Below are 20,749 nucleotides of genomic sequence, written 5' to 3'. Positions count from 1 at the left end.
ATCAGACGAGCACCGACAAAGAAACGTATTTATAGGATAAGACTGACACTAACAAAGATGTCAAAAGACATAGAAAAGCATCTATACCTCAATAAATGTTTCTCTCTTATAGGATAATTTTCCATTCAACGACGTTGAACGGACATTCAAAGACGCAGAACAAAGAATTCTCCCTAGTGCATAAACAATTTATATCAAGAGAAAAAAGTCATCTTGCTATATAAGAAAAAAACAGCAATAGCTACTACTGAAAAGTATAGCCATTGCTGCTTTTTTTTATATCGTTACTATATTTTATCACTACTGCACAATCTTGAAACGGATACGCAATGAATGGGCATGCTCATCCCAATTGGTGCCGAGCAATACAAACTTACCAATCTGCGCCGTAGAACGTACATGCTTGCCAATACATGGACAAACATCGTAATCACCAATGCGTACCAGACGCAAGGTTTCACTTGCATCATCCGGCAAACGATCAATCTTAACATTTGCAGGAATATGGTCGCGATCCACAAACTCATAGGTCACAGGCATATCTTCCTCTATCAAGCGATTCATTTCCGTTTCTATCGCCTTTTCCTCCTGACGAGTTGGCTTATGATCGACAACAAAAGTCATCTTACTCTTCTTACGCTCAATATGGGCATTGCGACTACGCTCGCAACCAAACATGCGAACCATCAACTGGTTGAGCAGATGCTCAGCCGTATGAGCAGGAGGGAACTCCTCCTTGTGGTGCTCATTCAATATGAAATCAATCTCCTCCATCTTGACATTGAATTTATATATTCTTACTCCATTGGCATCCATTGATATTGGGAACACGCCATCCTTCTTCAGTTCCACCTTCTTCTTACCACCAGAGAACAGTTCTGTGACAAGGACTTCTTCTTCCTTGATTTGGAAGAAATCGAAGGCATGACCTGGAATACAAACCTGCAACTGACGAGTCTCCTGAGAGAAATTGAGCACGATGAGCATCACCTCATCATCCTTCTTGCGAAGGAAAGCAAAGTTGGTACGCGGATCGAAGCCTTCAGACCACGGATTCACATACATCAAATCGAAGGTTTCACCCTCACGAATTGCTTTCTCCTCATTGGCGAGACGAAGAAGCTGGCGATAAGTGGCTGTCAAATACTTCTGTTCTTGGGTATATACTTCCTCAGCATTTTCCTGATAAGCATGCGCCAAAGTCTCAGGACTCCAATAATCAAATATCGTGGTGCGACCATCTCTGCCACTGAATCCTTCCTTATCCATACCCTTCTCGCCAAATTCCTGTCCGCTATAAAGCATGAAAGGATTCTTCTGGAAGAAGAGACTCATGGCTACTGCTGGAATCGCCTTCATAGCATTACCACAGAAGAAATCGCTGGCGATGCGCTGCTCATCATGATTTTCCAGGAAATAGAGCATGTGCTCGCGGATATCATCCACCACCTGCCATTCATGAGTGATACTGGCAGCAGGACGCTCACCACGGATTACTCCACGCAGACAATCATACATACCCACCTTATCATATAGATAATCAAAACCTGCCTTCACATAGTTGCGATACTGACTTGGATCATAAACCTCACCTATCACAATGATATGAGGGAAACGGGATTTCAATATCTCAGTAGCATACGACCAAAAGGCTGTAGGAACCATCTCCGCCATATCGCAGCGGAAACCATCCACACCTTTGCCTGCCCAATAAAGCAGGATATCTGTCATCTTGCCCCATGTACTTGGTACTGGTTCATAGTGATAACTTCTACCTCCTGCATCACAATAATCAACACCATAGTTGAGTTTCACGGTCTCATACCAGTCATTACAACCTGGGCGATTATCAAAACGATCATTTCCTGTAGCCTTAGCCGGACTTTCTGTATATGGTTCAAAAATCTTAGAATCCTTCTCTGAAAAAGGAACCATTGCCGGTTTGGAATGACGGACTTCATTCAGGTCTAAGTCACCCCAGGCATAATAGAAATTATTCTTTGTAGAGAAGTGCATGTTCGTATCATCATCTTCTCCTAAATCTCGTACACCTGCTGGTTTGCAAATAGAATGATACTCACGGGCCACATGGTTAGGCACGAAGTCCATGATAACCTTCATACCAGCCTTGTGGCTTCTGTCTATAAGACGTTCCCATTCAGTCATTCGCAAGCTTACATTCTCCGCTAAATCTGGATCAATATCATAATAGTCAGTTATAGCGTATGGAGAGCCTGCCTTTCCTTTCACCACCTCTGCGTGTTGGGTAGGAATACCATAAGATGAGTAGTTTGTTTGGGTAGCGTGACGAATAACTCCAGTAAACCAAATGTGAGTGAAACCCATATCATGTATGCGAGCCAGCACATCATCGGTAAAATTATTCAGTTTGCCGCAACCATTCTCCTCAATTGTTCCGTTCTCCTTTCGTGTGGTATTCTGATTACCGAAGAGCCTCGGGAGAACTTGATAAATTACAATTTTTTCCTTCATTTAGCGGTTCTACTAAAAATGAAACGATTTATCTTCTCGGCAACGCCTTTGCCAAGAAGATAAAACGTGGGATTATTTTTTTAAACGATTAAGCAATACCGTGAGCTGCAACAGTCTTATCGATGCGACCAATCATTCCCTGTAAAGCCTTACCTGGACCGCACTCAGTAAAGTCATCAGCACCAGCAGCAATCATAGCCTGTACAGATGAAGTCCAACGTACAGAGCTTGTAAGCTGTGCGATGAGGTTCTGCTGAATCTCAGCTGGATCAGTATGAGGCTTACCATCTACATTCTGATATACAGGACACTTAGGAGCAGAGAATGTAGTCTTCTCGATAGCAGCCTGAAGTTCATCCTTAGCTGGCTGCATCAATGGAGAGTGGAAAGCACCACCAACCTTCAAAGGCAATGCACGCTTAGCACCGGCAGCCTTCAGCTTCTCGCAAGCTGCATTAATAGCATCCACGTTACCAGAGATAACGAGCTGACCAGGGCAGTTGTAGTTAGCAGCAACTACCACGTTGCCTTCTGTGCTTACCTCAGCGCAGATTTCCTCAACCTTCTCATCTGGCAAACCGATGATAGCAGCCATAGTACCAGGATTAGCCTCACAAGCCTTCTGCATAGCGTTGGCACGAGCAGCAACAAGTTTCAAACCATCCTCGAAAGCCATCGCACCAGCAGCTACCAAAGCAGAGAACTCACCGAGAGAGTGACCTGCTACCATTGCTGGATTAAACTCATCACCCAAGCAAAGTGCAGAAATAACAGAGTGGAGGAATACAGCAGGCTGAGTAACCTTAGTTTCCTTCAACTGCTCATCAGTACCAGCAAACATAATATCAGTAATCTTGAAGCCGAGAATCTCGTCAGCCTTATCGAAAAGTTCTTTTGCCAATGCGTTGTTATCGTAGAGATCTTTACCCATACCTACGAACTGTGAACCCTGACCAGGGAAAACAAATGCTTTCATTTTATTTATATTTTAAGTTTAATATTAATATTTTCTATCAGAAATGTCGCTTAACCATCTTCAATATCAAAATAGAAGATGTCATCATCGACTCAATTCGGCTGCAAAGATACAACAAAAAATCGAGACTTCGCAGAGATTAATTAAAAATTAATGGCTGTATTGACATTTCAGACGAAATTGTTCAATTTTACTATGAGATTGTTCGATAATTCGACTGTCCACAACAAGATATGCTACATAGGAAAACAAAAAAATCCCTTAAGTCTTTCGACAAAAGGGATTTATATTGTTTTGCTTTACAGTGCGAAAATTATCGTACTAAAAAACGGAGTAGTTAACCTACTCAATAGTTGAGTATAATTACTCAGCTGCTGGAGCCTCTTCCTCAGCTGGAGCTGCAGCAGGAGCTTCCTCAGCTGCAGGAGCAGCAACAGGAGCATTCTCAGCAACAACAACAACAGGAACCTTAACCTCAACCTCCTTGTGGTAGTGAACTGTAGCCTCGTACTCACCAACCTTCTTAGCATCCTTCATAGTGATGATCTTGCGATCAACCTCGATGCCCTTCTTAGCGAGCTCCTCAGCAACAGTAGCAGCGTTTACAGAACCATAGAGCTGACCTGTAGCGCTTACCTTAGCAGCGATAGTAAGAACAACGCCATTGAGAGCCTCGCCCTTCTTAACAGCCTCAGCCTTGATAGCCTCAAGCTTGTGAGCCTGCTGCTTCAAATCCTCAGCCAACTGCTTCTTTGCAGATGGAGATGCGATAACAGCCTTACCTGTAGGGATAAGGAAGTTACGACCGTAACCACTCTTAACATTCACGATATCGTTCTTGTATCCAAGACCGATAATATCTTGCTTCAAAATAATTTCCATTAGTCTTTATCCTCCTTAAATTACTTCATCAAATCGGTTACGTAAGGAAGCAAAGCGATCTGGCGAGCACGCTTAACAGCCTGTGCTACACGGCGCTGATACTTCAAAGATGTACCTGTGATACGACGTGGAAGGATTTTACCCTGCTCGTTCAAGAACTTCTTCAAGAACTCTGGATCCTTATAGTCGATATACTTAATACCGCTCTTCTTGAAACGGCAATACTTCTTCTTCTTTGTATCGATAGAAGGAGCGGTCAAATAACGGATTTCTGATTTCTGATCTGCCATGATTAAGCCTCCTCTTTTTTACCAAGCTTTGCACGACGCTTCTCTGCGTAAGCGGCAGCATACTTGTCAAGTTTAACAGTCATGTAACGAATTACCTTCTCGTCGCGGCGATAGCCTACTTCGAGGGTATTGATAACAGTTGGGTCAGCCTTGAACTCAATCAAGTTGTAGAAGCCTGATGTCTTCTTCTCGATGTTGTAAGCCAACTTCTTCAAACCCCAAGCCTCTTCATTCAAAATCTCAGCACCGTTATCGGTGAGCAGCTTCTTGAACTTAGCGACCGTTTCCTTCATCTGTTCATCAGACAAAACGGGAGTCAAAATGAAAACGGTTTCGTATTGATTCATACTACTTTAATTAATTAAAAATGTTATTATTAAATTTCTTGCTTTTCACTAAAAAGGTATTCAAAACACCTATTTTCGCGAATTGCGGTGCAAAATTACGACTTTTTCTTGAATTAACCAAATATTTTTTGTACTTTTGCACTATAAATACCTCTCTTTTATAGTATTTTACCATTTTTAGGGAGAAAATGTGGCTCTTATCTATATAATCTATCACATTTTATGTACTATCAGCCATATATTACTGCATTTTAAAATTTTTCAAGTCATGAAGAAATTCGGTTCTAAAATTTCAAGAAAGAAAATCCGATCATCACTCCAGGCACTTCCTTCTATGGGAATAGCCTTCGTGATTTTGGGTATCTTAGTTTTCGCTTCTACGTTTGTTTTCAGCATCAGAAGCAACGCATTGCTGCTCACTGGTCTTTTCCTCGTCATAGCTGGATGCCTCGGTTATGTTTATTCATTAAAAAAAGGATAGATGCAGTTTTGAAGCATCTATCCTTTTATCTTTCAACCAACTAATGTTCTTACTTAAGCATTATTCCTGTTCTGGAGCAATCAACTTATATCCCTTACCGTGGATATTGATAATCTCGATCTGTGGATCATCCTTCAAATGCTTACGCAACTTAGTGATATAAACATCCATAGAACGTGCATTGAAATAGTTATCATCAATCCAGATAGTCTTCAATGCAAAATCACGCTGAAGTATCTCATTCGTATGAGAGCAAAGCAATGCAAGAAGTTCATTCTCCTTGGTTGTCAACTTAGTCTGCTTGTCGCGGATTGACAAGAGCTGCTTCTGGGTATCGAATGTAAACTCACCGATATGATACAATGTAGATTCCTTATTCTTCTTACCACGAACACGGCGAAGAATAGCCTCTACACGGAAAACAAGTTCTTCCATAGAGAAAGGCTTAGTGATGTAATCATCAGCACCCAACTTGAAGCCTTCCAAGATATCCTCTTTCAATGTCTTTGCAGTCAAGAAGATAATTGGAATCTCAGCATTAGCCTGCCGAATATCCTGTGCCAAGGTAAAGCCATCCTTCTTTGGCATCATCACGTCAAGAACTGCTATATCAAATTTGGTCTTAGAGAACTCCTTATAACCAGCTTCACCATCAGGGCAAAGTACTGTATCGTAATCCTTAGCCTCCAAGTACTCGCGAAGCAACATACCCAAATTCTCGTCGTCTTCACAGAGAAGAACCTTTATTTTCTCTTCCATATTCTTTATCTTTTAATTGTTAATATTCTAAATTTATTATCTATCTTTTCTAATCATGAATGACAGGCAACTTAATGGTAAACTTCGTTCCCTTACCAAATTCACTTTCCACCTTGATTTCACCATCATGCAAATCAACGACCTTCTTGACATAAGCAAGTCCGAGACCGAAGCCTTTCACATCATGCACATTTCCTGTATGAACGCGATAGAACTTATCAAATATCTTCTTCAAGTTCTCTTTCTTCATTCCCATACCCGTATCTTTGATTGAGAGATAGAGGAATTTGTCATCATTCCAGGTTTTCATTGTAATATTCAGAGCCTCATCTGTTTTTCTGTATTTAACAGCATTGTCCATCAAATTGAATATCACATTCTGGAAATGAACCTCATCCACATAGATAGCCGAATCAATAGCTTCAATATCCGTATAAACCTTTCCACCAGTATGCTCTACTCTGAGTGTAAAGGAGTTGGCAATATTCTCCACCATTTCATTGAGGTCTAACTCCTTCTTCTTGAATACAGCCTTCTTGCGATCAAACATACTCATCTGAAGTACTTTCTCCACCAGGAATCTCAAGCGCTTGGACTCATCATTGATAACATTTCCCAAATGCTTCATCATCTGTTCACTCTTATTCACAGAATTATCATTGAGCATCTGAGCCGCCAGACTGATACTGGCAATAGGAGTTTTCAGCTCGTGGGTCATATTATTGATGAAATCATTCTTTATCTCCGTATATCGCTTCTGACGGAAAATGACAACTATCGTGAAGATAAATGTAACAAGCAAAACCAAAGTGAAAATGACACTTGGAATCATGAATCTCACACTGGAGAAGATATAGCTGTTCATATCCGGGAAATGAATCTTAACAACACCCATCTTCGATTGCGGATCATTACGGAATAGCACTTGAGAGTAGCTGTACTCCTCACCTTCCTCTGTATAATCAGGACACCGATAAACTTCACGACCATCCTGAGTAGTTACCGTAAAATGATAAGGAATATCAATGCCATTATTCATCATCTCAGCCTTCAAGTCCTGGTCCAACTGCTTGAAATTGATTCTCTCCTTCAAAGGCTTATCTGATGCCGAGTAAAGGATTGAATAAACCACCTCATCCAACAAGGCTTTCTGATAAACATATCTATTCTTGACGATTTCCTGCAAAGATTTCTGCGTCTCATCAATAGAATTCTTATCACTCCTCAATATCATCGCCTTTGGCATATTACCAGGATTGGTGGCTATGGTCTTCAACTCGAACGAAGAATAGATTGTACCATCCTTTCCTACTACCGAATACTGATGAGAATGCTGAATGGTTCCATCAGGCGTCCCACTGCGAGTTCCTACAGAATCTTTCTTGTTGGCTCTACGCTCCGTCTCATTGACGTCTTTTTCCAAATAGCGCAAAGTCTCATTAAGCTCCAGATTTCTTGAAGCTTGATATAAGGCTCTGTTGACAGACTCGTCAAACTGTTCCTTTTTCATATTCACCATTTCCTGAATATAGCTCAACTGCAGAAACAGCAAAGCAAGGAACGAAAAGCCCATAATGATTGCGATAGTCCAAATTGTTCTTTTCTTCATGGCAGCAAAGATATGAAATTTCTTAATCAGTTAACACTTCTGCGTTAATAAAATCACCTGTTTTTAACGTTATTAACACATTTATATACTTATAATTATATATATGCAATTATCCGCAAACAAAATAACAGAAAAAGAGGCGAACGAAATGCGCTCGCCTCTTTCTCTATACTTATATCTTTATTACTCTGCTTCTTTAGCCAATTCCTCCTCATGATCAGCAATCAACTTGCTCTGGATATCATTAGGAACAAGTTCGTAACTTGCAAACTTTGTAGTAAAGGAAGCTCGACCACCAGTCAAGGAACTGAGAGAAATCGAATAGTTGGAGAGTTCCTTCAAAGGAATCTTAGCACTCAACTTCTGATAACCAGCCTCACTGTCCATACCCATAATAAGAGCGCGACGGCCTTGCAAGTCGCTCATCACATCACCCATGAAGTCTGCAGGCACATAAACTTCCAAGTCGTAGATTGGTTCCAGAATCTTAGGACCAGCCTGCTTGAACGCATCACTAAATGCACGTCGTGCTGCCAACATAAATGATAGCTCATTACTATCTACCGGGTGCATCTTACCATCGTAAACGATAACTCGTACATCACGCGCATAACTACCTGTCAACGGACCATGCTCCATACAATCCATGATACCCTTTAAGATGGCTGGCATGAAACGTGCATCAATAGCACCACCAACAACAGAGTTGAGGAAGACCAACTTTCCACCCCACTCCAAATCAACTTCCTCACGGCTCTTGATATTCATCTTGAACTCCTGACCATTGAAAGTGAATGAGGTAGGATCTGGCATACCTTCTGCATAAGGCTCCACGATAAGGTGAACCTCACCGAACTGACCAGCACCACCACTCTGCTTTTTATGACGATATTCAGCACGGGCTTTCTTGGTAATAGTCTCACGATATGGAATGCGAGGCTCCTCAAAGACAACATTGAGTTTCTCATTATTTTCCAAACGCCACTTCAAAGTACGAAGATGGAATTCACCCTGTCCGCGGACAATAACCTGACGCAATTCCTTACTCTGCTCAACAATCCAAGTTGGATCCTCCTGACGCATCTTCAAGAGAGCAGCCATCAGTTTTTCTGTATCCTGAGCATTAACGGCCTTAATAGCACGTGAATATTTAGGATTAGGATATTTGATAAAGTCAAATCGCCATTCTGTATCCTTACCATTCAGGGTATTACCGGTCTTCACATCCTTCAACTTCACCGTACAACCGATATCACCGGCATTCAACTGTTCTACAGCTACACGATTAGCACCAGCACAAGCATAAATCTGTCCAATGCGTTCCTTGCTGCCACGATCAGCATTTGTCAAGTCATCACCCGTCTTCACGCAACCACTCATTACCTTAAAGTAACTTACTTCACCGATATGAGGTTCCATACCTGTCTTGAAGAAATAAATACTTTCAGGACCATTAGAGTCTGGAACAATCTCCTCACCACGAGTGTTATGCAATTTAGGCATATCATCAACGAAAGGAACAACATTACCCAAGAATTCCATCAAGCGGTGAACGCCCATAGACTTACCTGCACAAACACAGAAAACAGGGAAGATGCTACGAGTAACCAGACCCTTGCGGATACCTTCACGCATCTCATCTTCAGTCAAGCTCTCGCTTTCAAAGAATTTCTCCATCAAGCCCTCGTCATTTTCAGCAGCAGCTTCAACTAAAGCTTTATGCAATTCCAAAGCCTTATCCATCTCCTCTTCAGGAATATCCTCAATAATAGGAGCACCACCCTCTGGCTTCCAAGAATATTTTTTCATCAGAAGTACGTCAATGAGAGCATTAAAGCCAGAACCTGTCTCAATAGGATATTGAATCTGAACACACTTTGGACCATAGATTTCCTTCATCGTAGCGATGACATTATCGAAATCACACTTATCAGAATCCAACTGATTGACCAGGAAGATAACAGGCTTGCCCAACTTCTCTGTATAGCGGAAGTTGTTCTGAGTACCTACTTCAGGACCATACTGACCATTAATAAGGATAACAGCCTGATCGGTTACATTCATTGAAGTTATCGCACCGCCCACAAAGTCATCACTACCAGGACAATCAATGATATTAAGCTTCTTGTTGTTCCACTCAACATGAAAAACAGTAGGGAACACCGAGTAGCCATATTCCAACTCAACTGGGAAGTAGTCGCTCACCGTATTCTTCGCTTCTACAGAGCCTCTACGCTTGATAACGCCTGCTTCAAACAACATACTCTCGGCAAGTGTAGTCTTGCCGCTACCCGCACTGCCCAGCAGCGCAATGTTTTTAATCTCATTAGTCTTATAAACTCTCATGACGCTTATAGATTTTAAGGGTTATACATAATTGTTAGCGAGGAGAGGACACCAAGGCATCTTCTCCTGAATTCGTTTTCTAAGTTACCACTTTTTTCTGACCCATGCAAAATTTTCGACCTAAAAATGCTCTATTTTTAAAACATATTAGTAATTTTGCACCTTATTAAATACTCTTTTCGTGCTTACACCTTATTATATAAGGAAACACAGAATGTAAACAAGAGACTTCACGTCTGAACAAAAAGACGATGATATCACAAATTAAAATATAAAAATCATGGCAGGAATTTACATACATATCCCTTTTTGCGAAAGTCGATGCATTTACTGCGACTTTTATAGTACTACATCTCTCAAATGGAAAGATGATTATGTAGATGCTTTATGCAAAGAAATGGAACTGCGACCAGCAATCCAGGCATTGGGCGACAACTACCCTATTGAAACCATCTATCTGGGCGGTGGCACACCAAGCCAACTCTCAGATGGACATCTGCTGCAGATTTTCACGAAGCTAAAAGAGACGTATGGGGATTTATTTTCCAAGAATATGGAAATCACCATGGAATGCAATCCTGATGATGTTACACCCGACTATTGCAAGACTCTGGGGAAACTACCAGTCAACAGAGTCAGCATGGGAGCACAGACATTCTCTGACCAAAGACTTCAATTCCTTCGCAGGCGCCACAATACTACTGAAGTAAAAGAAGCTGTATCTCTATTGAGAAAAACTGGAATAGAAAACATCAGTATCGATCTCATGTTCGGTTTTCCAAAAGAGAACATAGAAGATTGGAAATATGATATTCTACAGGCTTTACAATTAGGTGTAGAACACATATCCGCCTATAGCCTCATGTATGAAGAAGGAACTCCATTATACAAAATGCTGGAACAAGGGAAGATAGAAGAAATTGATGAAGAATTAAGCAGAAACATGTACGACACCTTGGTTGATATGCTTACTATTTCTGGATATGAACATTACGAAATCAGTAATTTTGCAAAACCAGGCTACCGCTCACGACACAACAGCAGCTATTGGAACGAAACTCCATACATAGGACTGGGCGCAGCAGCACATTCCTATCGTAGAGCAAGGAATCAATCAGGCAAGATGGAAGTAATCAGAAGTTGGAACATCAATAACATTCAACAATATATCAATAGCATCCATCAAGGAATCTTACCTTCGGAAAAAGAACACCTTGGCCTTGCTACACGTTATAATGATTTGATAACGACAGCCTTAAGAACAAGTGATGGTATTGATCTGGAAAAGACAGAAAAGGAATTTGGAAAATGCTATCTGGAGAAATTGCTCGACGAAGCAAACGACAAAATAAAAAGAGGACTCATGAAAATAGACAAACAAAACGATCGTTTGTCATTGACAAGAGAAGGAATTTATATTTCAGACGACATTATGGGAGATTTCATGATTGTTTAACGACAATGTTAAGCAATCATGAAATCTATATTTAAACATATGAACCACAAGGAAGCTAATTATTCCAAGGTTCCAATGTATCTAACTTTCCTGTTTTCTTATAACGCTCATAATAATATTTCTTAATTTCTTCCAAGGCTTCAGCCTCGGTCTTTTTCTTGGATATGTATGGCTTTATCATTTGCATGAGAACAAACAATACAACAACGACGACTAAAACTATTGCCCATGACAGAATTTCACTTGTAAATCTCAGAAATGGCTGCAGCAATATACCCACTCCAACAGGAAGGATAAAACAAACCCAATCTGCAGGAGAGTCCAAACGGCCGGCTTCCATATATTCTGAGCGCAGCTTCTCAGGTGCACTTAATATCAAATGCCGCTGATGCAAATTCCAATAGTCCTCAAACTCTTTATCCATACTTAAAAGACGTTCTTTTATTAAAAGTTAAAACAAAATAGTGTGTAACAATATATATATAATATTATATGCAAAGTTAGTATAAATATTCAGAAAATCCAAATATATCTTGATATAGCAGACACAATTAAGTGTATTTAACTATAATAATCGCATTTTTATTGGAAATATATAAAAAACTATGATTTTATTGTTATTACATAAAAGTATATTCATGCAATTAACAGCAATCCAATAAACTTATCCAAAAAGATGAATATGATAAAAATAGAAAAAAAACAAATACTATTTTTGCATATTATAAAAAAATGCCTGAAGATAAAAATCTCCAGACATTTGATTCTATTATAAAAAGTAGTATTAGTATTCACGCTCAATAAGTTCCAGACACATACGACTATTATGGTAAGGACACTTCCAGAAACCTGCCTTATCATCATCAAGATTCAGACTACCATCTTCAAGCACAGCCCAATGCCATTCTCCATTTTTTCCATCCAGCAAATGCTTAGCTACATAATTCCAGCACAGGATGGCCGTCTCCAACGACTCCTCTGTATGGAAATATTGATAGAGGTCTATATGACCAATAATATTCTCGCACTGCACCCACCACTGGCGCTGCAAATCATATTTATCATTATCTTTCCAATGCTCATAAACCATACTGCCATCAGGACGCAAACCTTCATCAGCAGCATCTGCTATTCGACGGATAATCTTTTCTATCTTGAGAAGTACCTTCTTGTCACCGAGAACCAAAGCGGTCTCATGGAGCAGCCAGGAGGCCTCGATATCATGACCATAACTCTCAATATTGCGCTTACCTACCCATTCATCATTGAAGAACAAATCAAGATGATAAGTCTCCTTATTGAGCAACTTGTCTGTAAAGATATCCAGAAGGTTTCTGATACTCTTCTCCAATTCAGGAGACTTCCATACACGATATAGATTGGTATATGGTTCAATGATGTGAAGATGAGTATTCATTGTACGGCTTCCATTCTCATCCTTATCAGACAGGCGCATATCAGCAATAGGATTCCACTCACGAGTCTGCGCCTCAATGTAACCATTATTCACACTATCAAAAGCATGTTTCTCTATATCATGATAAAGAGAAATAGCAATATCTAATGCTTCTTTATCACCTGTGGCACGAGCATATTCAGACATACCATAGATCGTAAAACCAATAGCATAAGTCTGTTTCTTTGTATCCAATGGATTGCCCTTGAAATCGACGCTCCAGTAAACACCACCATACTCCTTATCCAGGAAATGATCACGTACATATTCCTTAGCCCTTGTAGCTGCCTCCAGATACTCAGGCTTCTTCAATACACGATAAGCCGCAGAGAATGCCCATAGAATTCGAGCATTCATGATAGCACCCTTTTCTGCTTGAGGATGCACATTTTCATGACCATCTACACGACCATAGTAACCGCCATTCTCATGGTCGGTTACACGGTCAATCCAATAGTTGAGGATATTATTCTCCAGAATATCCTTCATTGTCAGTTTCAAATTTCCCATAGAGGTATTTAGTTTTAATATCATTTTTATTTCTTGATTGGGAACAGCCAACTTAATACCATCAGCAAGAAGGCGATGACAGCAGGGAACAGAGAGAACAGAGACCATACCATGGTAAGCACAGAATCTGTCACAGACTTAGGGTCTATCATCGTATTACCCATCGCATCAGTTATCATATTAGCTCCTGCCATACCCAACAATAATGCTATCAATGAACCAGAGATGGCTGTACCAAACTTTTGAGACATGGTACCAGATGAGAAGATAAGTCCGGTTGCGGATGTCCCGAAGTGTTCTGTATGATAATCAGCCACATCAGCATACATAGACCACATCAATGGTGAATAAATACCAATACCTATAGAAGTGAGTACAACCAAAACTATCATAACCCAAATATAAGACGGATCCATTGGGATAAAGAAGAAAACTATGGAAAGTACCAGACAAAGTGCCGCAGCCCAGAAGAAAGCCATACGTTTAGAACCAACCAAGCGGGTAAACCAAGGAGACACTCCACCAAAAATCATACAGGTAACCTCACCAAATGCCATAAAAACGGTATAATTGATAATCAGCCCTTCTACAGTCACATTACCATGCAAGCAATAATCAAACATATATCCGGCTACAGCATAGCGGAAACCATTAAAGAAATTGGTACATACAGCAATGGCCGTCATATACAACCAGGCTTTATTGTGTACCAAATCCACAAATTGATGGAAAGAGAACTTCTCTGCACGCTTTGGTTTCAGTCGTTCTTTTGTCATAAGGCCACAAGCCAAAGTCATCACGGCTGCAACAACACCAAGAACTGCACCTATCACAGCATATTGATGTGCATCTGTACCACCCACCATTTTCTGCAGATAAGGGAAAGAAAGTAATGTGATGAATCCCATTGCATAGGCTCCTACCATACGGAAAGAAGAAAACTGGTTTGTCTCATTGGCATCATCGGTCATCACACCCAACAAGGAACCATAAGGTACATTCACCATGGTATATACTGCCATCATCAGGAGATACAAAGTATATGCATAGATTCTTTTACCCACAGGACCGAAATCTGGAGTATAGAGTAGCAATGCAAAAATCAGTCCAAAAGGAATCGCACCAAAAATAAGCCATGGGCGATAGGTACCAAAACGAGATTGGGTACGGTCAGCCAGACTACCCATCAATGGATCTGTCACCACATCAAACATACGGGCAACAAGCATCAATACTGCTGCATCAGCAAATGAAAGTCCAAAGACATTTGTAAAAAACAAAGGGAAAGCAATAGACATTACCTTCCAAACTATACCACCAGCAGCTGCATCACCCAATGCGTATGCTATTTTTTCTTTTATACTTGCCATTAATTTAATATGTTATTAAGTTATTTATAAAGCGTTAAGTGTCTTTATGAGATATATGAGGCAAAGCAAAAACACTTCACCACAAAAATAGGGACTCAATCCCCAAGCGCTTTATAATACGCTTGAGGAAAAAGAATCCCTACAATCTTTATCTCATCTTTTACTTAACTACTTTCCCAAAGTTGCCTTATTCTTAGCCACTAACTTCTTGATAGTCTCTACACTCAGAGCTGTACGATAGCCATCCTGAGGCGTATTCATGCAATAATCTACCAAACGATCGATAGTAGAAGTAGCCACATGCATTCTTGTATCAGAAGAAGCATAGTAGATGAAGACTGTTCCATCCTCATCAGCAATCCAACCGTTTGCAAAGACCACATTCATTACATCACCAATATACTCACCCCCTTCAGGAACCAGCAAGTATCCACCAGGTTCAGCAATCACCTTAGTAGGATCTTCCAAAGATGTCATATACATATAGAGCACATAACGGAGACCGCTTGCACAACCACGTACGCCATGAGCCAAATGCAACCAACCCTTATCAGTTTTGATAGGATGAGGACCTTCTCCATTCTTCACCTCCTGAATAGTATGATAATGACGGGCATTGATAATCTTTTCTTCTGTAATCTCTGCATGAGTGATGTCATCCACCAAAGCCCAGCCGATACCTCCACCAGAACCTGTATCAATAAAGCCATCCTGTGGACGGGTATAGAAAGCATACTTGCCATCTACGAATTCCGGATGAAGCACAACATTGCGCTGCTGGCTCTTAGTCTTCAAGTCTGGAAGTCGTTCCCAACTTACCAAATCTTTGGTACGTGCAATAGCAGCAGTTGCAGTTGCAGCACTCAAATCGCCTGGCTGGCTGTCATCATGACGCTCTGCACAGAACACACCATAAATATATCCATCTTCGTGAGCAGTCAGACGCATATCATAAATATTGGTAGCAGGAATGACGTCCTCAGGCATTGTAATAGGTTCATCCCAGAAACGGAAATTATCTATACCGTTAGGGCTTTCTGCTACAGCAAAGAAACTCTTGCGGTCGGCACCTTCTACACGGACAACGAGGAGATACTTTCCGTTCCACTTGATGGCACCCGAATTGAGGGTAGCATTCATCATGATACGCTGCATCAGATATGGGTTACTCTTCTCATCGAAGTCGTATCGCCACTCCAATGGAGTATGTTCTGCGGTGAGGATTGGGTTCTTATATTTCTCGTAGATTCCGTTTCCCCACTCTACAGGTTCATTCTTGCGGCACAGCAATTCCTCATGATGAGCACGCAAAGCTTTTACTTTGTCTTGAAAAGTTGTCATATTCTATCTTTATTTTATTGTTTCTTATACTTTGAGTTTGATGATTAGTAAATATATTGGATTCTTCACTATTCGTTCTTCACTCGTTACCTACTATATCCTTTACAAAAAGAACCTTTGATTCATTATAGAATTTCTTGAAATCCTTGACAATGGCTCCATCCTTCACCCCAGGAAGATAGGCTTCCTCCTGTGGTTTATCCCAAGCATTGCGCCAGAAGAGCACATAACTCAACTGATAGTTCTGCAAAACTGGCCAAAGCGTCTTGGTAAACCAGTCTTTCTTTTTGGAAATACCACGGCAACCGGTTTCTGTCAACGCAGCCATCTTTCCCACTTTCTCTGCTGCAAGCTTCATCACATCTAAAGTCTCGACGAGATTCTTCTGATAGTTGACATCACTGTCGTCAAATTCATAGATATCAACACCGATGAGATCAACAAAATCACCACCTGGATAACATCTCAGGAAAGAATCCACATCCTTCTTGTCACTCAGATTAGGAGACCATGCCCATACGATGTTATCACAACCAGCTTTCATCAAAGTCACATAGGTCTTGATGTAAAGCATCTTGTATTGCTCAGGAGTACAACTATTGGCACCCCACCAGAACCAGCCGCCATTCATCTCATGCCATGGACGGAAAATCACAGGAACTTTCTTCCCGCAACAGGTCTGGAGAGAATTAATGAAATCAGCAACCTTCTTCAGCCAAGACTCAAATTTCTTCTGTTGGGCACCCCCCTCGAGTATCGCATTCACAGCATCACCCTTCGGATCCCAGGCATTTTCTCCTGTCACCGGATTCCATGGATGCCAGCTCAAAGTGATAATACCTCCGCGCTTGAACTGAGCAATGATTTCCTGACGCATTCTATCAAAAGGCACGCCATCCAGGTTTTCTTTACTATCCAGTTCTAATTTACCAAGGTCAAATCCCATTACTGCCGGATAATCACCCGTAGTAAGAAGCACATCACTCTTTCCCTCGTCCCATTTCCAGGTAGTACCATAGACAGGATCATCCTGATGCCCCACCATGATTCCCTGATCTTGCAACAATCTCAAGCGATCCAAAAGTTGTTTGGCAGATGAACTACCACACTTTTGAGTTGAAACCGAAGCACAACCAGGGCTGCAAGTTGCAATGCCATGCTTTGAAGCGCTACTGTCAGGAGACTGCGCAAAAGCGCCTTCAAAAGCAAGGCAACAAACTGCTCCCATCAACATTCTTTTAATTTTCATGCTTTTAATTTTCATGTTTTTATATCTCGTAGTTTAGTAAATATTCAATTTGGAAATATCTCGTAATTTAGTAACAAAAAAATCGTTCATACTACTTACCCAAAAGATGATTAGTAAGAAATTCCTGCCACTCATCCCATTGTTCCTGATACCAGAAATGACCAGTCATCTGATACAGACTCAATGTCTTTGGCGCTTTTACCGAATTATAAAGGCCGTAAGATGATGTTGGCGGAACCACCTCATCATTATAACCGAAACTGTACCAGCCAGGAACAGTGATGCGACGGGCAAAGTTGACGCCATCATAATAGCGTGCACCTTCGAGTCTTGCCTTTTCCAAATAAGTAAGTTTCTGCTCTTTCCATGCAGCCCCCTGCGCCTTGTCTTCCTTATAGAAATAGTGAGGCCAGCCGCCAGCAACTCCGTGAATCTCAGCCTCATAATCACACATGGCATCATGAACAGGAGCCAGGAAGGTGATGCGCTTATCGAGAGCTGCCACAGCGATGGAAAGGAATCCACCCTGTGATGAACCCGTTACACCGATAGTCTTTCCGTTCCACTCAGGGAGCGAAGCGATATAATCCACACCACGGACAGCACCGGTTACTACTCGTCTGTAAGCATTGCGATAAGGATTCTCGAGATTGGTATCCCAGTAACCATTCAGTTCGCCATTGGCAAGATCATCATAAATCTTCTGCTGCATGGTAACAGGAACACCGTGAATACCGATTTCCAGTACGATGCACTCAGCAGGAGCCGTATAAGTATCGCCGGCATAAGGGCGCACACCCGCACCAGGCACACGGAGCAAAGCCGGATACTTGCCTTCTTTTACCGGTACACTTAGGATGCCATACATCTTAGAGCCCCAGCGGTTGCTGTTATAACTGATTTCATATACATTCTTATCCTTGGTACAACGCTCAGGCAGAAGCACCTTGGTAGGATTGAGGTCATTCTGTCTTGCCTCATCCAGCGCCTTCTTCCAGAAAGCATCGAAATCCTTAGGTTCCTGTGCGAAAGGCTGAATCTTCTCTGGAGAGAAACCTGCCGTGCAAAGTCCCTCATAATCCTTGCCATCAACATGAGCGATAACCTTGAGGCGGTAGAAGCCCGGTCTGTTCTGACTGCCACACCATTTCATGGTTCCGTCCTTGAGAGTGGTACTTTTCTTCACCTCCGGAAACATTGCCGGTCCGGCTTCATAATCTACCTTCACCTGATTGAGTAGCGTACCGCTCTTTCTCACATTCACCGTGAAGTTAGCCTTCTCGCCTACCCGGTAATTCCAGTCCTGATGGTCAGGAGTTACCGTTACCACGATGTTGTTTCCCCTGATTTGTGCGCTGAGACTTGAAGCCCCCAGCACACTTATCAGAACACCTATAATTATTAACCTAAAAATATTTGCAATCCGATGATTCATATTGTCGTTGTTAATCTTGTTAGTTAAACATTCTGTTTTACGGTTGCAAAGTTAACACAATTCTTTCTATAACCCTTGTACTATTTTGCTAAATGATTACACTTTCTTTTCAAAGCATAAAAAAAAGGTGGAAAATCTAGCCGCCGCCAGATATTTCCACCCAATTATTATTAAATTAAATACGATTTACTTAACACGATTCTTCACCAATGCATCAACAATTGGAGCCTCGTCCTCAAGCCATGTATTAGTACTACGGTCGAGCAAGCCCATCCACCAGAAAGCAGCAGTCTTATACTCATTGCACAAAGAAGTGACATAATCCGCATACTTAGCACGCTCCGTCATCTCCGGATGATCACCGATAGCACCAAACTCGCCGAAGAAATAAGGAATGCCGAGAGAACCGCACTTCTTATCAATACGATTGAAGACAGCCTTGATTTCAGCCTTCTGGTCATCACCTAAATCATAGATATAATACTTCTCGTTTTCATCAATCTTCTTCTTTTCTTCAGCACTTTCACCTTCATGATGACGGTTACCATTACAGAACCAATATGGATCATAGCTATGGAATGTAGCACAGATATGGTTTGGATGAGTATCAGCAGGAACAGACAGTGCATTGACAGCGACATCAGAAGTACCAGTATCTGCATAATTAGAAATCAAAAGATTTCGATACTCATTGTTTCCACCAGTAGCTCGAACCACGTTGACAAAATCCTGCTGCAATTTATTGATCGTCTCGTATGCAACATCTCCTGCAGCTGGTGCAGTCCAGCTAGATTTGGCATTCAGAATTTCATTAAACGATTCGAAGATAACCTTGTCATCAAAATCTTTCATTTCTGTAGCAATCTGTTTCCAGATAGCCTGATAGATCTTGGTTACATTCTCATAGTCATTATCTGCGTGGAGCCATGCTGAGTTAGGGTCACCGCTACCATTGTTAGCACCGGCATCGTGCTGGATATTAACAATGCAGTACATACCCTCATCATTAATCATTTTCACGATTTCCTTTACACGAGCCATCCATGCAGCATCGATAGCATAATCCTCATCCTTGGTATAGGTCTTAGAGAACTTGGCAATGTGAGGATACCATGTTACAGGCAAACGAAGCACATTGAATCCCTTTGCCTTGAGGGTCTGGATAGTTTCCTTAGTTACCTGTGGCTGTCCCCAAGCCTTTTCCCAGTCGGCAACAGTCTTCTCCTCTGGCTTCCACCAGTTTCCATAAGGATTAGACTCCATGGTGTTACCCAAGTTGTAACCGAGAACAAAATTCTCAACCATTTCCCATACACTCTCATGCCCGTCATCATTTCCGGAAATACCAGCCTGATTTACGGTAATAACTTTAGTCAGACCACCAGCAGTGATGGTAAGAGTAGAAGTACGTGGAGCTTCTACATTCTTCTTGGTTGTTACCTTGAAATAAGAACGGTAGTTGGATGCTGTAGAATCAGAAATATTCCATCCGTAACCTTCGTGAGGAGTCACACTGATCCAGCTGGCATCTGCCTCGGGAACAGAAACTGTCCATTCTGCATCAGTATTGACACCGAGCATTACAGACGACTCACCCAAAGGCATAGAGAGAGACTCTATTGTTACACCATCATTGGTGATGGTCAATCCTGTGGCAGCATTATTATCATCGCTGTCGCTGCAGCTCATGAAGAGAGCTGCAACGAAGAGGAGTGCGAAACTAAATATATTTTTTAATTTCATAATTTT

17 protein-coding genes are annotated in these 20,749 nt (G+C 41.3%); 2 read left to right on the top strand and 15 right to left on the bottom strand.

What is annotated here, in order from left to right:
- Window positions 1-300: 300 nt before the first annotated feature.
- The 5 genes from KUA50_RS02380 to rpsF all read right to left on the bottom strand — a co-directional run bounded on the left by KUA50_RS02380 (window position 301) and on the right by rpsF (window position 4,988).
- Entirely contained in the window at window positions 301-2,493 is a 2,193-nt protein-coding gene (locus KUA50_RS02380; protein ID WP_218457607.1) for an alpha-amylase family glycosyl hydrolase, read from the bottom strand.
- 88 nt (window positions 2,494-2,581) lie between these two features.
- Window positions 2,582-3,469 (bottom strand): ACP S-malonyltransferase, encoded by an 888-nt coding sequence (fabD, locus tag KUA50_RS02375; protein WP_218457608.1) that lies wholly within the window; start codon window positions 3,467-3,469, stop codon window positions 2,582-2,584.
- Between the two features lie 363 nt (window positions 3,470-3,832).
- On the bottom strand, window positions 3,833-4,351 hold the full coding sequence (gene rplI / locus KUA50_RS02370) for a 50S ribosomal protein L9 (RefSeq protein WP_118116122.1): 519 nt from the start codon (window positions 4,349-4,351) through the stop codon (window positions 3,833-3,835).
- Between the two features lie 20 nt (window positions 4,352-4,371).
- Window positions 4,372-4,641, bottom strand: coding sequence for a 30S ribosomal protein S18 (rpsR, locus tag KUA50_RS02365; RefSeq protein WP_006847399.1), 270 nt, complete (start codon window positions 4,639-4,641; stop codon window positions 4,372-4,374).
- Between the two features lie 2 nt (window positions 4,642-4,643).
- Window positions 4,644-4,988: a 30S ribosomal protein S6 gene (gene rpsF / locus KUA50_RS02360; protein WP_118116124.1), complete on the bottom strand. Its 345-nt coding sequence runs from the start codon at window positions 4,986-4,988 to the stop codon at window positions 4,644-4,646.
- Window positions 4,989-5,256: 268 nt separating this feature from the next.
- Between rpsF and KUA50_RS02355 the strand changes: the two genes are divergently transcribed.
- The gene (locus KUA50_RS02355; RefSeq protein WP_218457623.1) at window positions 5,257-5,469 is read left to right on the top strand and encodes a hypothetical protein; all 213 of its coding nucleotides are present in this window, start codon (window positions 5,257-5,259) and stop codon (window positions 5,467-5,469) included.
- 60 nt (window positions 5,470-5,529) lie between these two features.
- On the opposite strand, the gene KUA50_RS02350 is transcribed toward KUA50_RS02355, so the two are convergent.
- The 3 genes from KUA50_RS02350 to KUA50_RS02340 form a co-directional block, all read right to left on the bottom strand.
- Window positions 5,530-6,228 (bottom strand): response regulator transcription factor, encoded by a 699-nt coding sequence (locus KUA50_RS02350; RefSeq protein ID WP_022109847.1) that lies wholly within the window; start codon window positions 6,226-6,228, stop codon window positions 5,530-5,532.
- Between the two features lie 49 nt (window positions 6,229-6,277).
- Window positions 6,278-7,837: a sensor histidine kinase gene (locus KUA50_RS02345; RefSeq protein WP_218457609.1), complete on the bottom strand. Its 1,560-nt coding sequence runs from the start codon at window positions 7,835-7,837 to the stop codon at window positions 6,278-6,280.
- Between the two features lie 183 nt (window positions 7,838-8,020).
- A complete protein-coding gene (locus KUA50_RS02340) occupies window positions 8,021-10,183 on the bottom strand; it encodes an elongation factor G (RefSeq protein ID WP_022109845.1) in 2,163 nt (720 codons plus the stop codon).
- A gap of 280 nt (window positions 10,184-10,463) precedes the next feature.
- Here KUA50_RS02340 and hemW point away from each other — a divergent pair, with 280 nt between their 5' ends.
- Entirely contained in the window at window positions 10,464-11,639 is a 1,176-nt protein-coding gene (hemW, locus tag KUA50_RS02335) for a radical SAM family heme chaperone HemW (RefSeq protein WP_218457610.1), read from the top strand.
- A gap of 55 nt (window positions 11,640-11,694) precedes the next feature.
- Here the strand turns inward: hemW and KUA50_RS02330 are convergent, their stop codons facing one another.
- The 7 genes from KUA50_RS02330 to KUA50_RS02300 form a co-directional block, all read right to left on the bottom strand.
- The gene (locus KUA50_RS02330) at window positions 11,695-12,063 is read right to left on the bottom strand and encodes a hypothetical protein (protein ID WP_218457611.1); all 369 of its coding nucleotides are present in this window, start codon (window positions 12,061-12,063) and stop codon (window positions 11,695-11,697) included.
- Window positions 12,064-12,423: 360 nt separating this feature from the next.
- Window positions 12,424-13,605, bottom strand: coding sequence for an AGE family epimerase/isomerase (locus KUA50_RS02325; protein WP_218457618.1), 1,182 nt, complete (start codon window positions 13,603-13,605; stop codon window positions 12,424-12,426).
- Between the two features lie 26 nt (window positions 13,606-13,631).
- On the bottom strand, window positions 13,632-14,975 hold the full coding sequence (locus KUA50_RS02320) for an MFS transporter (RefSeq protein WP_218457612.1): 1,344 nt from the start codon (window positions 14,973-14,975) through the stop codon (window positions 13,632-13,634).
- 168 nt (window positions 14,976-15,143) lie between these two features.
- The gene (locus KUA50_RS02315) at window positions 15,144-16,316 is read right to left on the bottom strand and encodes a glycosidase (RefSeq protein ID WP_218457613.1); all 1,173 of its coding nucleotides are present in this window, start codon (window positions 16,314-16,316) and stop codon (window positions 15,144-15,146) included.
- A 79-nt stretch (window positions 16,317-16,395) separates the two neighbouring features.
- Complete coding sequence (locus KUA50_RS02310; RefSeq protein ID WP_256624323.1) at window positions 16,396-17,565, bottom strand: glycoside hydrolase family 26 protein; 1,170 nt, start codon at window positions 17,563-17,565, stop codon at window positions 16,396-16,398.
- Window positions 17,566-17,656: 91 nt separating this feature from the next.
- Window positions 17,657-19,000, bottom strand: a complete 1,344-nt coding sequence (locus KUA50_RS02305; RefSeq protein ID WP_218457614.1) for an acetylxylan esterase — start codon at window positions 18,998-19,000, stop codon at window positions 17,657-17,659.
- A gap of 186 nt (window positions 19,001-19,186) precedes the next feature.
- The gene (locus KUA50_RS02300; RefSeq protein ID WP_218457615.1) at window positions 19,187-20,743 is read right to left on the bottom strand and encodes a cellulase family glycosylhydrolase; all 1,557 of its coding nucleotides are present in this window, start codon (window positions 20,741-20,743) and stop codon (window positions 19,187-19,189) included.
- Window positions 20,744-20,749 lie beyond the last annotated feature (6 nt).

It is taken from the genome of Segatella hominis (assembly GCF_019249725.2).
Lineage (GTDB): Bacteria > Bacteroidota > Bacteroidia > Bacteroidales > Bacteroidaceae > Prevotella.
The sequence above is the reverse complement of the archived record's forward strand: the minus strand, read 5'-3'. Positions and strand labels throughout refer to the sequence as shown.

What these genes read in the sequence shown, in the direction of transcription:
- rpsF (WP_118116124.1), bottom strand. Translation starts at nt 4,988, where the DNA reads ATGAATCAATACGAAACCGTTTTCATTTTGACTCCCGTTTTGTCTGAT.
- KUA50_RS02345 (WP_218457609.1), bottom strand. Translation starts at nt 7,837, where the DNA reads ATGAAGAAAAGAACAATTTGGACTATCGCAATCATTATGGGCTTTTCG.
- KUA50_RS02325 (WP_218457618.1), bottom strand. Translation starts at nt 13,605, where the DNA reads ATGGGAAATTTGAAACTGACAATGAAGGATATTCTGGAGAATAATATC.
- KUA50_RS02350 (WP_022109847.1), bottom strand. Translation starts at nt 6,228, where the DNA reads ATGGAAGAGAAAATAAAGGTTCTTCTCTGTGAAGACGACGAGAATTTG.
- hemW (WP_218457610.1), top strand. Translation starts at nt 10,464, where the DNA reads ATGGCAGGAATTTACATACATATCCCTTTTTGCGAAAGTCGATGCATT.
- KUA50_RS02320 (WP_218457612.1), bottom strand. Translation starts at nt 14,975, where the DNA reads ATGGCAAGTATAAAAGAAAAAATAGCATACGCATTGGGTGATGCAGCT.
- rplI (WP_118116122.1), bottom strand. Translation starts at nt 4,351, where the DNA reads ATGGAAATTATTTTGAAGCAAGATATTATCGGTCTTGGATACAAGAAC.
- KUA50_RS02310 (WP_256624323.1), bottom strand. Translation starts at nt 17,565, where the DNA reads ATGAAAATTAAAAGAATGTTGATGGGAGCAGTTTGTTGCCTTGCTTTT.
- KUA50_RS02340 (WP_022109845.1), bottom strand. Translation starts at nt 10,183, where the DNA reads ATGAGAGTTTATAAGACTAATGAGATTAAAAACATTGCGCTGCTGGGC.
- fabD (WP_218457608.1), bottom strand. Translation starts at nt 3,469, where the DNA reads ATGAAAGCATTTGTTTTCCCTGGTCAGGGTTCACAGTTCGTAGGTATG.
- KUA50_RS02305 (WP_218457614.1), bottom strand. Translation starts at nt 19,000, where the DNA reads ATGAATCATCGGATTGCAAATATTTTTAGGTTAATAATTATAGGTGTT.
- KUA50_RS02380 (WP_218457607.1), bottom strand. Translation starts at nt 2,493, where the DNA reads ATGAAGGAAAAAATTGTAATTTATCAAGTTCTCCCGAGGCTCTTCGGT.
- rpsR (WP_006847399.1), bottom strand. Translation starts at nt 4,641, where the DNA reads ATGGCAGATCAGAAATCAGAAATCCGTTATTTGACCGCTCCTTCTATC.
- KUA50_RS02330 (WP_218457611.1), bottom strand. Translation starts at nt 12,063, where the DNA reads ATGGATAAAGAGTTTGAGGACTATTGGAATTTGCATCAGCGGCATTTG.
- KUA50_RS02355 (WP_218457623.1), top strand. Translation starts at nt 5,257, where the DNA reads ATGAAGAAATTCGGTTCTAAAATTTCAAGAAAGAAAATCCGATCATCA.
- KUA50_RS02300 (WP_218457615.1), bottom strand. Translation starts at nt 20,743, where the DNA reads ATGAAATTAAAAAATATATTTAGTTTCGCACTCCTCTTCGTTGCAGCT.
- KUA50_RS02315 (WP_218457613.1), bottom strand. Translation starts at nt 16,316, where the DNA reads ATGACAACTTTTCAAGACAAAGTAAAAGCTTTGCGTGCTCATCATGAG.